Here is an 11,917-nt window from a genome sequence, read left to right as displayed (position 1 = left end):
TCGACTTGATGATCTTGGCGCGCGGGTCGTAGTTCTTGTAGACGCGGTGCCCGAAGCCCATGAGGCGGACGCCGTCTTCCTTGTTCTTGACCTTCTCCATGAAGTCCGCGGGCTTCAGGCCCTCGGACTGGATCTCGCGCAGCATCTTCAGCACCGCTTCGTTGGCGCCGCCGTGGGCGGGGCCGGAAAGCGCGTTGATGCCCGCGGAGACCGAGGCAAACATGTTGGCGTTGGACGAACCCACCAGGCGCACCGTGGAGGTGGAGCAGTTCTGCTCGTGGTCGGCGTGCAGGATCAGCAGCTGGTCCAGGGCCTTGACGATGACCGGATCCATTTCGTACGGCTCGGCGGCAAGGCCGAAGCTCAAACGCATGAAGTTCTCGACCAGGTTCATCGAGTTGTCCGGGTACAGCAAGGCCTGGCCGATGGACTTCTTGTGGGCGTAGGCGGCAAGCACCGGCATCTTGGCCAGCAGGCGGATGGTCGAGAGTTCGACCTGCTCCTCGTCGAACGGATCCAGCGAGTCCTGGTACCAGGTCGACAGGGCCGTCACGGCCGAGGAAAGCACCGGCATCGGGTGCGCGTCGCGGGGGAAGCCGCCGAAGAAGCCCTTGAGCTCCTCGTGCAGCAGCGTGTGGCGGCGGATCTTCTGGTCGAAGGCCTCCAGCTCGGTGGCCGAGGGAAGGTTGCCGTAGATCAGCAGGTAGCTGGTCTCGAGGAAGCTGGACTTCTCGGCCAGCTGCTCGATGGGGTATCCGCGGTAGCGCAGGATGCCCGCGTCGCCGTCGATGAAAGTGATAGCGGACTTGGTCGCAGCGGTGTTCATGAAGCCGGGGTCGTACGTCACGCCACCTGTCGCCTTCAAGAGCGGCGCGATGTTAAAGCCGTTGTTGCCTTCTACCGCGGGCACAACAGGTAGTTCGATGCTGTTGCCGCCAAAGCTGAGCTGAGCAGAATTGTTTTCCGTCATTGTCTCTCCTAACCGGAATGCAGATGAGTCCGATGGTCAGTAATCACTGTCACGCTACCTTTTAGTAGGCTCTTGACACCAATCGTTGGTCACGTTTGTCTATCGGGATGCCGCATTAAGCCGCTCGACGGCGCTGGCAATCCGCTCGTCGCTCTCTGTCAGCGCAATGCGCACAAACCCCTCTCCGGCCGTTCCGTAGAAGGCCCCCGGGCCCGCGACGATGCCCAGCTCGGCGAGCCGGCCAATGGTCTTCCAGCAGTCCTCGTCGGCGGTGCACCACAGGTACAGTCCGCCCACCGAATCCTCGATCCGCAGCCCGAAGGCGTTGAGCGCCGGAACCAGCGCCTCGCGACGTGCCCGGTATATGTTCTTTTGGGCCTTGACGTGTTCGTCGTCGTTCAGGGCGGCAACCATGGCGGACTGCACCGGGGCCGGAACGATCATCCCGGCATGCTTGCGGTTGTTGATCAGTGCGGGCATCAGGTTCGGCGCCCCCGCCACGAAGGCTGCACGGTATCCGGCAAGGTTCGACTGCTTGGACAGCGAGTACACCGCCAGGAGATCGCTGTGGTCCAAGCCGCTGACCGACTCGTGAAGGATGCTGGGCACCCCTGCCTCGTGTTCGCCCCAACCGAGCTCCGCATAGCATTCGTCGGATGCCACCACGGCACCCAGCGAACGCGCGTCATCGACCAGTGCCTTGAGGTCCTCGGCCCCGCGGATGATGCCCGTGGGGTTGCCGGGCGAGTTGACCCAGACCAGCTTGACCCGTGCACGGTCCGTATCGGAGAGCGAAGCCAGCGAGTCGGCGGCGATCGAGTCCGCACCGGCCAGTTGCGCGCCGATGTCGTAGGTGGGGTACGCGACGCGCGGACGGACCACCAGGTCGCCGGCGCCCAGGCCCAGCAGCAGCGGCAGCCAGGCCACCAGCTCCTTGGAGCCGACCGTCGGCATGACATCGTCGCTCGACAGGCCGTGCACGTCGCGCCGGCGCGCGAACCAGTTCACGATGGCTTCACGCACCGCGGGCGTGCCGTGGGTGGTGGGATATCCCGGGGCGTTCGCGCCCTCGCGCAGGGCACGCATGATGATCTCGGGGGTGGGATCCACCGGCGTGCCGATGGACAGGTTCACCGCCCCTCCTTCATGCTCGGCGGCACGTGCCAGATAGGGGGCAAGGGCGTTCCACGGGTAGTCAGGGAGCGTCAGCATGGTGTCGCGGATCAGCCTTGGGCCTGCGGCGGAAGCGCGGAAATGATCGGGTGGTCGATGCCCATGTTGCCGAGCTTCGCGGCTCCGCCGGGGGAACCGACCTCGTCGAAGAACTCGACGTTTGCCTTGTAGTACTCCGCCCACTGGTCCGGGACGTCATCCTCGTAGTAGATGGCTTCGACCGGGCACACCGGTTCGCAGGCGCCGCAGTCAACGCATTCGTCGGGGTGGATGTACAGCGAGCGTTCGCCTTCGTAGATGCAATCCACGGGGCATTCCTCGATGCACGCCTTGTCTTTGACGTCGACGCACGGCTGGGCGATGATGTAGGTCACGGTACCCGGGGCCTTCCTTCACTACGGAAATGTTCGGTGATTTGCATGCTGCTAGACATGCATGACTCAAGCTTAGTCCCGACCTGCCCCGAATGCCGCAGCAGCTCCCCCGCCCGAGAATTCTTACGTTCTACGTCACAGTCCGGGCCGCAGCGGCTCCCCTCCCGGCGAATTCTTACGTCCCGCGTCGCATCCAGAACCCGCGGGAACCCGTCGCACCGGAAATCTTACGAAATGCGTCACCTGCTGGTGCCGCGACCCAGGACCTAGGATTGGTTCATGAGCACGGACTTCTTGGATTCCCTGGACCCCGGCACCCGCGTGGTCCTTCGCTATCGCCTCTCCCCCGATGAGCAGGGGCAGGCCGGCGAACGGATGAGCGACGCGCTGGGATACCTGCTGACGATCGACGAGCACTCCGTGACGGTGCAGACCCGTACCGGGGAGGTGCAGGTCAGCCGGGCGGCCATCACCCATGCCAAGCGGGTTCCTCCGCCCCCGGTGCACAAGCGCGCCGCACCCGGCAACTGAGCCGGCAAACTGCACACAGGCCCTCCAACTCGGCGAACCGGGAGTCCCCGGACATGTGATTTGAATGATTCAATCAGTGGCGGATTTTCCCGTATGCTGATTCCATGGCCACAGATGAAGAGGTACAGGCCCGTGCACGGGCGTTGAGCTCCCCGCTCCGTCTACGCATTTTGCGACTTTGCTTGCACGAATCTCGTACCAACAAGGAAATAGCGGACCTGCTGGAGATCAATCCGGCAACATCGCTCCACCATGTGCGCACGCTGCTCTCCAACGGGTTCCTCGCGGCCGAGGAAACCCGCCGGGGAAACCGCGGGGCCAAGGAAGTGCCATACCGCAGCACCAAGCTCTCTTGGGGCACCAAGCTGCCCGATGCAGCACCCCTGCTGGTGGACACGTTCCTGCAGGAAATCGATGGCCTGGCCCCGCAGGAGATCCAGGTCATGCGGGTTGGGCTGAAGCTCAGCGAAGGAACGCAGAAGGAAATGATGGCGCGCATCCACGCGGTCATCGAGGACTACGCCATGCGCGACGCCGCGCCCGACGGGGTGGCAACCTCGCTCTTCCTGGCCCACCACCTGGACCTGAAGTCGGCGTAGCCGTCCCATAAACAAAACAGCTTGGCCCCCGCAAGAGTCCTTGCGGGGGCCAAGCTGTTTATTCAATGTCCGGTTCCTGCGTTGTTCGGGCCAGCCGACGATTCAGCGCCTGGATCGTGCCAGAAGGCGCAACTGCTTGGAGACCAGCAGGATCGCCACAACGACCGGGACGATGATGCCGTAAACCCAGATGCCGCCGGCCAATGCCGGGCCGGGCAACATCTTGAAGAACTGGGTCGAGACGATCATCTGGTTGTGCTGGTCGGTTGAGATCAACGCGACAAACACATACGTCGCCAGCCCGGTCAGTGCGCTGACCCACAGCTTTCCCCGAACCAGGCCGACCCAGTAGGTCAGGGTCCCGGTCAGGAGCAAGGCCAGGGCGGCACCCCACGGCACCGGGACATCGCCGACATAGCCCAGCGAGGCATGCAGGACCGTGCCGACCACCGCGGCCAGCGCCCCGGCCGCCAAGGCGACCAGGACGCTGCCGATTGCCGAGGCGCCGGCGCCTTGGGCCTTGTTAGGCCTTGGCCCGGGCACGGTGGGACTTGGCGCGGTCGCCGGCGTTCAGGATGAGCTTGCGGATACGGATCGCCTCCGGGGTAACCTCAACGCATTCGTCCTCACGGGCGAATTCGAGTGACTCCTCGAGGGTCAGGTTGCGCGGCGGGGTCATGTTCTCGAAGGTGTCCGAGGAAGCTGCACGCATGTTGGTGAGCTGCTTTTCCCTGGTGATGTTCACGTCCATGTCGTCGGCGCGTGAGTTCTCGCCGACGATCATGCCCTCGTACACCTCGGAGGTCGGTGCCACGAAGAAGGACATGCGCTCCTGGAGCTTGATCATTGCGAACGGGGTGACGACGCCGGAGCGGTCGGCCACGATCGAACCGTTGGTTCGGTATTCGATCGGACCGGCCCATGGCTCGTAGCCCTCGGCCAACGAAGCGGCAATGCCTGCACCGCGGGTGTCGGTGAGGAAGCGGGTGCGGAAGCCGATCAGGCCACGTGCCGGAACCATGAATTCCATGCGGCACCAGCCGGTACCGTGGTTGGCCATATTGGTCATGCGGCCCTTGCGGGCTGCCATCAGCTGGGTCACGGCACCGAGGTATTCCTCGGGTACGTCGATGGTCATGTGCTCCATCGGCTCGTGCAGCTTGCCGTCGATCTGCTTGGTAACAACCTGCGGCTTGCCGACGGTCAGTTCGAAGCCTTCGCGACGCATCTGCTCAACGAGGATGGCCAAGGCCAATTCGCCACGACCCTGAACTTCCCAGGCATCCGGACGCTCGGTCGGCAGGATGTTCAGCGAAACGTTACCGATCAATTCGCGATCCAGACGATCCTTGACCTGGCGTGCGGTGACCTTGGCGCCCTTGACCTTGCCGGCCAGCGGCGAGGTGTTGATACCAATGGTCATCGAGATGGCCGGCGGGTCAACGGTGATCAGCGGAAGCGGCTTCGGGTTGTCGATGTCGGTGAGGGTCTCGCCGATCATGATGTCTTCGATACCTGCAACTGCAACGATCTCGCCCGGTCCAGCGGACTCGGCCGGAACGCGGGTCAGGCCCTTGGTGGCCAGCAGTTCGGTGATCTTTACGGTCTTGAGCTCGCCGTTCTGGCGGGCCCAGGCAACCTGCTGGCCCTTGCGCAGGGTGCCGTTGAAGATACGCAGCAGGGCCAAGCGACCCAGGAACGGGGAGGCGTCAAGGTTGGTGACGTGTGCCTGAAGGACTTCGCCTTCGGTGTACGACGGGGCCGGGACGTGCTTGATGATGGTCTCGAACAGCGGCTCGAGGTCCTCGTTGTCCGGCAGGGTGCCGTCTGCGGGCTGGTTGACCGAGGCGTAGCCGGCCTTGCCCGAGGCGAAGACGATCGGGACGTTCAGGATCTTGTCCAGGTCCAGGTCCGGCGCCTCATCGGCCAGGTCCGAGGCCAGGCCCAGGAGCAGGTCCATGGAGTCGGAGATAACGCCGTCGATGCGGGCGTCGGGGCGGTCGGTCTTGTTGACCACGATGATGACCGGCAGGTCGGCGACAAGCGCCTTGCGCAGCACGAAGCGGGTCTGCGGCAACGGACCTTCAGAGGCATCCACGAGCAGCACGACGCCGTCGACCATGGACAGGCCGCGCTCGACCTCGCCACCGAAGTCGGCGTGGCCCGGGGTGTCGATGATGTTCATGGTCATGTTGTGGCCGTTGGCAGCCGGGCCGTTGTAGAACACGGTGGTGTTCTTGGCCAGGATGGTGATGCCCTTTTCGCGTTCCAGCTCGCCAGAGTCCATCACGCGGTCTTCGGTTTCACCGTGGCTGTCGAATGCACCGGTCTGCTGGAGCATTGCGTTGACCATGGTGGTCTTGCCGTGGTCGACGTGGGCAACGATGGCAACGTTGCGCAGGTCTTCACGACGAATGGTGGTGGTATCTGACATGCGAAAAGGCTCACTTCTTCTAGAGAATTTTGGGTCTCGGGGATCGGGGCCACGACTGACCCAATTAACCATTCTAGTCCCAATGGGAAATCTGGTGTAAAACGTGCCTTATCTCACGCGAAAAAATTTGCGCCAAGGGGTGCTATGCGCCGTCATACCGGGAATATTTCGTCCACGGCCACGATGCCGGGGCGGCCAGGAGTGGTCCGAACCGACGGACAAGGGCGGCTGCGGGAAACCCGCAACCGCCTCCATCTTCCCGCTGAACGTGCAGAAATCAACTGCTGCTTGCTCGGAACCGCTGCCTGGGCCCGGGAACGATCAGTCATCTTCGGATTCCGCCGCTGGTGCAGGCGAACCGGGGGCGGCTGGATCTACTCGGGCCACGGAACGTAGTTGGCTCGGCCTTCCCAGGAGCCGTGCTCGGACAGCGGCTTGAAGCGCAGCGTCGTAAATTCACGGTGGAAATCCCGGCGCTCGCGTTCAGTCATCGCTTCGGCATGGCGGAGGGCGGTCCCGCCATCATCGCGGCCAAAAACCATCCCCGTCATCGCCCGGGTGCTGGTCCAGATCGAAAACGTCGAAACGGTCCGCGGCAATCGAATGGCAGCCATCGCGAGTGTCGCTTCGGAATGGTCGCGAATCTGGCGCTCGACGGGGCGGCCCCAACGGATAAACCGTGGCAGCTCGGGCAGGCGCATGCGGGCCAGTGTCACGGCAACCACCGGATCATCCATTTCCAGGCGGCCTGCCGCATCCGGCAACGGAGCCAGCTCTCGCACTTCACCCCAACGGCGCACGAACTCGAGCCTGGCGTGCCAGCCCTCATTCAGTGTCCGGCCGAACGGGTGCTGGGCAAGAAAGTCAACGAGGGCTGCCTCGTCCTCCCATTGCGCGAACACCGCCATGCGGCGCAATTGCATCCGGTGCGGCGAGATCACGGCCGCTCCCAGCTGCATCCCGGCCAGCACTTCGATGTGGCGCAGGCCAGGGGCCTTGGGCGGCCGCAGGAGCCCACCGATTGCGCTGGGCAGAGGCATGTGTGCGAGGTGGAAGGAGTAAAGGCTCATCCAGCCGCCGCGCGGATCCGCTTCTTCATCCCCCGATCCTCACAGCGGCGACGCAGGTACGTCAAATGGCGCAGGCGATGCCCCAACGTGAAATCGGCAGGCCCCGAACAGCGGTCCGATCGGGCGCAAGCGGATTGCCACATGCCGAGGCGGGAGCTTGAACAGCAGGCAGCCGGGGCGGACTGTGTTGACGTATCCAGCACACATGCTGGCCGCAATCGACCACCGGGAACAAGCCACGGCGCATCCCGACATCTCCGGGCCAGGTCTTGGAGCACAGGCAACAATGGAACGCCCTGCCATGTGCGGCAGAGCGTTCCATCGGAGCATGCAGGACGCCAAGAAGACTAGAGGTTGAAACCGAACTCCACCGTTTTCCGGTACATGTCACCCTCTTGGTCACGATCGGGGCCTTCACACGCGGCCATTCCTGTTCCACAGCTGATGCGTCAGTCCACCGGATCTGCTGATGGACTCCACGCTGAACCGGTCTTCCAAGCCGGCAAGGTGATCCCAGATCCGAACTCCGGAGCCGAGCACGATCGGAACGATCACGATGTGAAGGAAATCGATGAGATCGGCCCGGAGGAATTCACGCACGGTCGAGGGCCCGCCGCCGATCCGAACATCCAACCCGCCGGCAGCATCATGCGCCAGGCTAAGCGCCTGCTCTGGCGACGCATCCACAAAGTGGAAGCTGGTGCCGTTCGCGAACGCGAGTGTCTTGCGGGGATAGCGGGTCAGGATGAACACCGGAGTGAGGAAGGGCGGTTCGTCTCCCCACCATCCTTCCCAGCCGTCGTCCGGCCATTCGCCGGACTGCGGACCGAACTTGAGGCGGCCCATGATCTCCGCCCCGATACCCTGGCCCCACATGCTGAACATGGCCCGGTCCACGGTCACGGGGGTCGTCGGTGCCATGAACGCCATGAATGACCCGTCCGTCGAACTTGTCGAAAAGGTCCTTGGCTCCGCCGATCGGCTCTTCGAGCGTCACGTGATTTCCAACCGCAATCGTTTTGGAGGTCACGTGGCCAGGACCATTTCAGATCGTTACCGGGAGGCAAAGGTTGATGTGGTCTTCCGCAGCGGTCCGCGAGTCGGTGTTTCCCCTCTCATGGCCATTTGCATGTTGAACCGGAATTCCGGACCAATTGCGGCAAGCTGCAGCGAATGGATGGTGCAATCACAACCAGAAGCTCGACCGCTCCAGCTGGATCCTCAATTTCATCGAGCGAAGTGATCTCGATGGGCCCACTTGTCCAACCGCGACATCCCTGGGCATCCCAGGCTCAAGGTCGGGATATAGGAAAACGCCCCTCCGATGGTGATCCGAGGAGCGTTTTGCAGGAGCCGAGTTAGCTGGCTGGGCTGCCTTCAAGGTCCAAGCTTCGCCACAGACCAATCAGCATGTTCATTCCCTGTCGGACGAGCATCTTGGGCATGAGACGGAGCTCGACTCGGATCCCGTGGTCACGAGATACCTGGGCGCAGGACGCGCGAACGCGGGACGAGAGCACGGGGCTGCACCTGAAACGGTTGGCTCTGTTTGGCCATCGGGTTGGTGGCAATCGGCTTCTGGGCTGGGTTCGTCGACGGCGGGTGATTAGGCTGGGTGGATGGCGACAGTTATTCTCGTGCGGCACGGCCGCTCCACAGCAAATGCCACTGGACTGCTGGCCGGTCGGGCAGCCGGCGTCAGCCTGGACCAGATCGGGCGGGACCAGGCGGCCATGGCCGGCGACCGGCTCGCGCCCGTGCCTTTGGTCGGGGTGGTGTCGAGCCCTCTTGAGCGTTGTCAGCAGACCGCCCAGTTCATCCTGGATCGCCAGACGGGCATGCCGTACGCTCCGGTTGACCTCGATCTCACCGAGTGCGATTACGGCCAGTGGCAGGGCCGCCTGCTCAGTGATCTCACGACCGAGGATTTGTGGCCGGTTGTCCAGTCGCACCCTTCCGCCGCTGTCTTTCCGGGTGGTGAATCCCTGGCCGCGATGCAGGCTCGTTCAGTGGCAGCAATTCGACGCCACGATGCAGCATTCGAATCCGAGCACGGGCCAGGGGCCGTGTGGGCGGCAGTGAGTCACGGTGACATCATCAAGTCAATCCTCGCCGACGCGCTCGGCATGCACCTTGACCTGTTCCAGCGCATCAACGTGGGCCCCGCCTCCATATCGATCGTGCGCTACGGCGCTAGTCGGCCAAGCGTCTACGCGACCAACACCGATGCAGGCGATCTGTCGTGGTTGTCGAACGGCATCCACTCCGGCGATGCGCCGGTGGGCGGCGGTGCGGGTCAAAAGGCGCCATGAAGCTCATGGGCCTAGAATACTGACATGCCTACACGTGTTCACGAGTTTTCCTGGCCTGATCGGGTCGTCATTGGCACCGTTGGCCTCCCGGGGGCGCGCACGTTCTACCTGCAGGTGCGCGCAGGGAAGCAAGTCGTGAGTATTGCCATGGAGAAGCAGCAATCGGCCCTGCTCGCGGAGAAGATCGACGAAATTCTCGACCAGCTCATCGCTGTCAAGGGCAACCCCTTCAGCATTCCCACGGGTACTCCCATTGAACTTGTCGACAATGAGCCGCTCGAGGCCGTCCAGGAGCAGTTTCGCACCGGGGCCATGAGCTTGGGGTGGGACCCAACCACCGCCCAGATCGTCATTGAAGCCCACCCCATCACCGATATCGATGGTGATGACCACGACGAATCGCTTCATGAGGACGCGGCTCACGAGCCCGAAATGCTGCGCGTTCGAATGCCGGTCGGCACCGCCCGCGCATTCGCCATGCGCAGCCGCGAGATCGTGGGTGCCGGGCGTCCGACGTGCCCGCTGTGCGGTTATCCCATGGACGCCGACGGACACATCTGCACCCCTCCCGAGGTCTGATGCCAACGCCTGACCTAATGGCCGCCGAGCTGAGCCTCACCGGCCGTATCACGACGGCTTCAAACGCCACATTTCTTGGCAGCATCGGCGACATGGTGGTCGTCTATAAGCCGATAGCCGGGGAAAGTCCCCTGTGGGACTTTCCCCAGGGAACGCTGGCCCACCGGGAGGTGGCCGCCTACCTGGTCTCGCAGGCCTCCGGCTGGGGCGTCGTGCCCCACACCTGGCTGCGCGATGGTCCGATGGGCGAAGGAATGGTGCAGCTCTGGCAGGAGCAGGATCCCGCCCAAGACGCGGTGAACCTGATCGCGGCGGACCACGTGCCGGAGACGGGCTGGAAACACGTTCTCCAGGGACGGGATGAGAACGGACGGATGGTCGCCCTCGTCCACGAAGACTCGCCGGCGCTCAGGCGCATGGCGGTGTTCGACGTCATCGTCAACAACGCCGACCGCAAAGGCGACCACATCCTTGCCATGGCTGACGGACACCGGCACGGCGTGGACCACGGGCTCACCTTTCACCGTGACCACAAGCTGCGCACGGTGCTGTGGGGATGGCGTGGAGACACCCTGACCGCCGATGAAGAAGACGGCATAGATCGTGTCAGCGAAGGACTGCATGGTGAGCTGGGCCGAAACCTGGCGCGCTTGCTCAGCGCCGAAGAAATCACAGCGCTCGCCGCGCGCTGCGCCCGGTTGCGCTTGGCAGGGCGGTTTCCGGCTCCGAGCGGTGAGATGCCGGCGGTGCCCTGGCCGCTGTTCTAAGGGAAATACGTTTGCTGGCTTCGCCGTCGGTATCGCGTTGTGGGGTTTCCTAAGAGGACGCGCCCGCAGAGCGGGCCCCCCATCAAGGTAAGCAGGTGCCTTGTTTCTTCCAGAGGTTGGCTTCCGGCAAACGGAGTTCGGTGCCAATCACGCCAGCAGTTGCCTGTAGGGCGAAACTCGATCGTGTTTCGCGGCCAGCAATCCTCCGAAATATTTCTCCCGTTTTGAGGGAGCCACTGGATAAGATCAGGCGAATACGCTGACGCATCGCCTGCATTTCCCGCACTCCTCCGTGGTCTCGACGACGCGTAGATCTGCACGCCACCACTCGGCAGGACTTATTCCTCGCGTCCGACGGAAGTCGCGTCCCTCCAGAGCTGTACCGGACAGTTGTCGCTATCGCCGCAACATTGTTCACCATGGTCTCTGGATGCCGGACCACTCCCGGGTGGTGATCGCAGTTGGTACGAACCCCTAGCCTTCACCTCAGCGCACGTAGAACTCCGAGAACCGCAGCTACTTCAACCGAATTTTGGCTGTCGCCGGCAATCAAGCTTGCCTGCGACGGCTGAATTCGGAATACTCACGCTTTGAGAACGTAACGCAATATCCCTACTACCTGGTCGGTGGTCTTACACCAAGCCTGGGCTTGGGCGTCCACTTCCTTGAGCGGATGGACAAGGCCCTCATCGTGAAGAGTCACATAGGGTTTACCCAAGGCGGCGCAGTAGCCGGCATCGAAGGCTGCATTCCACTGCTTGTACTTGTCCCCGAATCGCACCACCACGAAATCACTCTTTTCGATCAGGGTGCGTGTGCGAATCGCATTGACCTTGGAGGATTGGTGATCACGCCAGAACTGGCTAGAAGTCTCACCCAGATGATCGCCGGCGGCGTCGCTCGCGGGGTGGTCAGTCACCGGCGCGGTAAAGACTATGTCCAGACCGGCAGCTTCTGCACCGCGCTGGATCTCTTCACGCCAGTCGGTGTGGATCTCGCCGGAAAGATAGACAGAGAAACTCATGGCTGAAGACTCCTATATTTGAGACGGCGGACTCGGCTGGTCCTTGAGCTCACCATCCTAAGTAGTTGGGCCAGCAATATCACT

At 63.0% G+C, this 11,917-nt stretch carries 15 protein-coding genes; 6 read left to right on the top strand and 9 right to left on the bottom strand.

All coding sequences use genetic code 11. The annotated features are described in order from the left end of the window. From DQ353_RS18985 to fdxA, 3 genes are all read right to left on the bottom strand, one after another. Nucleotides 1-970: citrate/2-methylcitrate synthase (locus DQ353_RS18985; RefSeq protein WP_113764754.1), on the bottom strand; the 970-nt coding region annotated here is incomplete at its 3' end. Nucleotides 971-1,069: 99 nt separating this feature from the next. Next, nucleotides 1,070-2,182: a succinyldiaminopimelate transaminase gene (gene dapC / locus DQ353_RS18980; protein WP_113764753.1), complete on the bottom strand. Its 1,113-nt coding sequence runs from the start codon at nucleotides 2,180-2,182 to the stop codon at nucleotides 1,070-1,072. An 11-nt stretch (nucleotides 2,183-2,193) separates the two neighbouring features. Continuing rightward, nucleotides 2,194-2,517 carry a ferredoxin gene (gene fdxA, locus DQ353_RS18975; RefSeq protein WP_113764752.1) on the bottom strand — a complete coding sequence of 108 codons (324 nt, stop codon included), beginning with the start codon at nucleotides 2,515-2,517 and terminating at the stop codon, nucleotides 2,194-2,196. 279 nt (nucleotides 2,518-2,796) lie between these two features. On the opposite strand from fdxA, the gene DQ353_RS18970 reads away from it, so the two are divergent. Both DQ353_RS18970 and DQ353_RS18965 read left to right on the top strand, forming a co-directional pair. Next, on the top strand, nucleotides 2,797-3,048 hold the full coding sequence (locus DQ353_RS18970) for a putative acetyltransferase (RefSeq protein WP_113764751.1): 252 nt from the start codon (nucleotides 2,797-2,799) through the stop codon (nucleotides 3,046-3,048). 104 nt (nucleotides 3,049-3,152) lie between these two features. Continuing rightward, entirely contained in the window at nucleotides 3,153-3,647 is a 495-nt protein-coding gene (locus tag DQ353_RS18965) for a helix-turn-helix domain-containing protein (RefSeq protein ID WP_113764750.1), read from the top strand. Nucleotides 3,648-3,749: 102 nt separating this feature from the next. Here DQ353_RS18965 and DQ353_RS18960 read toward each other — a convergent pair whose 3' ends face one another. The 4 genes from DQ353_RS18960 to DQ353_RS18945 all read right to left on the bottom strand — a co-directional run bounded on the left by DQ353_RS18960 (nucleotide 3,750) and on the right by DQ353_RS18945 (nucleotide 8,072). Continuing rightward, nucleotides 3,750-4,190 (bottom strand): hypothetical protein, encoded by a 441-nt coding sequence (locus DQ353_RS18960; RefSeq protein ID WP_113764749.1) that lies wholly within the window; start codon nucleotides 4,188-4,190, stop codon nucleotides 3,750-3,752. Continuing rightward, nucleotides 4,171-6,081: a translational GTPase TypA gene (typA, locus tag DQ353_RS18955; protein ID WP_113764748.1), complete on the bottom strand. Its 1,911-nt coding sequence runs from the start codon at nucleotides 6,079-6,081 to the stop codon at nucleotides 4,171-4,173. The genes DQ353_RS18960 and typA overlap by 20 nt, the downstream gene beginning before the upstream one ends. A 374-nt stretch (nucleotides 6,082-6,455) precedes the next feature. After that, nucleotides 6,456-7,121, bottom strand: coding sequence for a hypothetical protein (locus DQ353_RS18950; RefSeq protein ID WP_286166919.1), 666 nt, complete (start codon nucleotides 7,119-7,121; stop codon nucleotides 6,456-6,458). A gap of 444 nt (nucleotides 7,122-7,565) precedes the next feature. Next, nucleotides 7,566-8,072, bottom strand: coding sequence for a dihydrofolate reductase family protein (locus DQ353_RS18945; RefSeq protein WP_113764755.1), 507 nt, complete (start codon nucleotides 8,070-8,072; stop codon nucleotides 7,566-7,568). Between DQ353_RS18945 and DQ353_RS22050 the strand changes: the two genes are divergently transcribed. The 4 genes from DQ353_RS22050 (at nucleotide 8,071) to DQ353_RS18930 (ending at nucleotide 10,809) form a co-directional block, all read left to right on the top strand. Continuing rightward, nucleotides 8,071-8,394, top strand: coding sequence for a hypothetical protein (locus tag DQ353_RS22050; RefSeq protein ID WP_220094068.1), 324 nt, complete (start codon nucleotides 8,071-8,073; stop codon nucleotides 8,392-8,394). The two genes, DQ353_RS18945 and DQ353_RS22050, sit on opposite strands and share 2 nt — an antisense overlap. Nucleotides 8,395-8,770: 376 nt before the next feature. Beyond that, nucleotides 8,771-9,463 (top strand): histidine phosphatase family protein, encoded by a 693-nt coding sequence (locus DQ353_RS18940; RefSeq protein ID WP_113764746.1) that lies wholly within the window; start codon nucleotides 8,771-8,773, stop codon nucleotides 9,461-9,463. A gap of 24 nt (nucleotides 9,464-9,487) precedes the next feature. Then, complete coding sequence (locus tag DQ353_RS18935) at nucleotides 9,488-10,042, top strand: DUF3090 domain-containing protein (protein WP_113764745.1); 555 nt, start codon at nucleotides 9,488-9,490, stop codon at nucleotides 10,040-10,042. Beyond that, nucleotides 10,042-10,809 (top strand): SCO1664 family protein, encoded by a 768-nt coding sequence (locus tag DQ353_RS18930; RefSeq protein ID WP_113764744.1) that lies wholly within the window; start codon nucleotides 10,042-10,044, stop codon nucleotides 10,807-10,809. Before DQ353_RS18935 ends, DQ353_RS18930 begins: the two co-directional genes overlap by 1 nt. Before the next feature lie 82 nt (nucleotides 10,810-10,891). Here the strand turns inward: DQ353_RS18930 and DQ353_RS21855 are convergent, their stop codons facing one another. Together DQ353_RS21855 and DQ353_RS18925 are read right to left on the bottom strand one after the other, a co-directional pair. Next, a complete protein-coding gene (locus tag DQ353_RS21855) occupies nucleotides 10,892-11,086 on the bottom strand; it encodes a hypothetical protein (RefSeq protein WP_181578502.1) in 195 nt (64 codons plus the stop codon). Nucleotides 11,087-11,392: 306 nt separating this feature from the next. Continuing rightward, entirely contained in the window at nucleotides 11,393-11,833 is a 441-nt protein-coding gene (locus DQ353_RS18925; RefSeq protein WP_113764743.1) for a YtoQ family protein, read from the bottom strand. Between the last annotated feature and the right edge of the window lie 84 nt (nucleotides 11,834-11,917).

The organism is Arthrobacter sp. AQ5-05 (assembly GCF_003287975.1).
Taxonomy (GTDB): domain Bacteria; phylum Actinomycetota; class Actinomycetes; order Actinomycetales; family Micrococcaceae; genus Paeniglutamicibacter.
This window is presented reverse-complemented; position numbering and strand designations above follow the sequence as displayed.

Bases quoted from the DNA above. Each gene is read 5' to 3' on its own strand.
- dapC (WP_113764753.1), bottom strand. From the start codon at position 2,182: ATGCTGACGCTCCCTGACTACCCGTGGAACGCCCTTGCCCCCTATCTG.
- DQ353_RS18970 (WP_113764751.1), top strand. From the start codon at position 2,797: ATGAGCACGGACTTCTTGGATTCCCTGGACCCCGGCACCCGCGTGGTC.
- DQ353_RS18965 (WP_113764750.1), top strand. From the start codon at position 3,153: ATGGCCACAGATGAAGAGGTACAGGCCCGTGCACGGGCGTTGAGCTCC.
- typA (WP_113764748.1), bottom strand. From the start codon at position 6,081: ATGTCAGATACCACCACCATTCGTCGTGAAGACCTGCGCAACGTTGCC.
- DQ353_RS18950 (WP_286166919.1), bottom strand. From the start codon at position 7,121: ATGCCTCTGCCCAGCGCAATCGGTGGGCTCCTGCGGCCGCCCAAGGCC.
- DQ353_RS22050 (WP_220094068.1), top strand. From the start codon at position 8,071: ATGAACGCCATGAATGACCCGTCCGTCGAACTTGTCGAAAAGGTCCTT.
- DQ353_RS18945 (WP_113764755.1), bottom strand. From the start codon at position 8,072: ATGGCACCGACGACCCCCGTGACCGTGGACCGGGCCATGTTCAGCATG.
- DQ353_RS18940 (WP_113764746.1), top strand. From the start codon at position 8,771: ATGGCGACAGTTATTCTCGTGCGGCACGGCCGCTCCACAGCAAATGCC.
- DQ353_RS18935 (WP_113764745.1), top strand. From the start codon at position 9,488: ATGCCTACACGTGTTCACGAGTTTTCCTGGCCTGATCGGGTCGTCATT.
- DQ353_RS18930 (WP_113764744.1), top strand. From the start codon at position 10,042: ATGCCAACGCCTGACCTAATGGCCGCCGAGCTGAGCCTCACCGGCCGT.
- DQ353_RS21855 (WP_181578502.1), bottom strand. From the start codon at position 11,086: ATGCAGGCGATGCGTCAGCGTATTCGCCTGATCTTATCCAGTGGCTCC.
- DQ353_RS18925 (WP_113764743.1), bottom strand. From the start codon at position 11,833: ATGAGTTTCTCTGTCTATCTTTCCGGCGAGATCCACACCGACTGGCGT.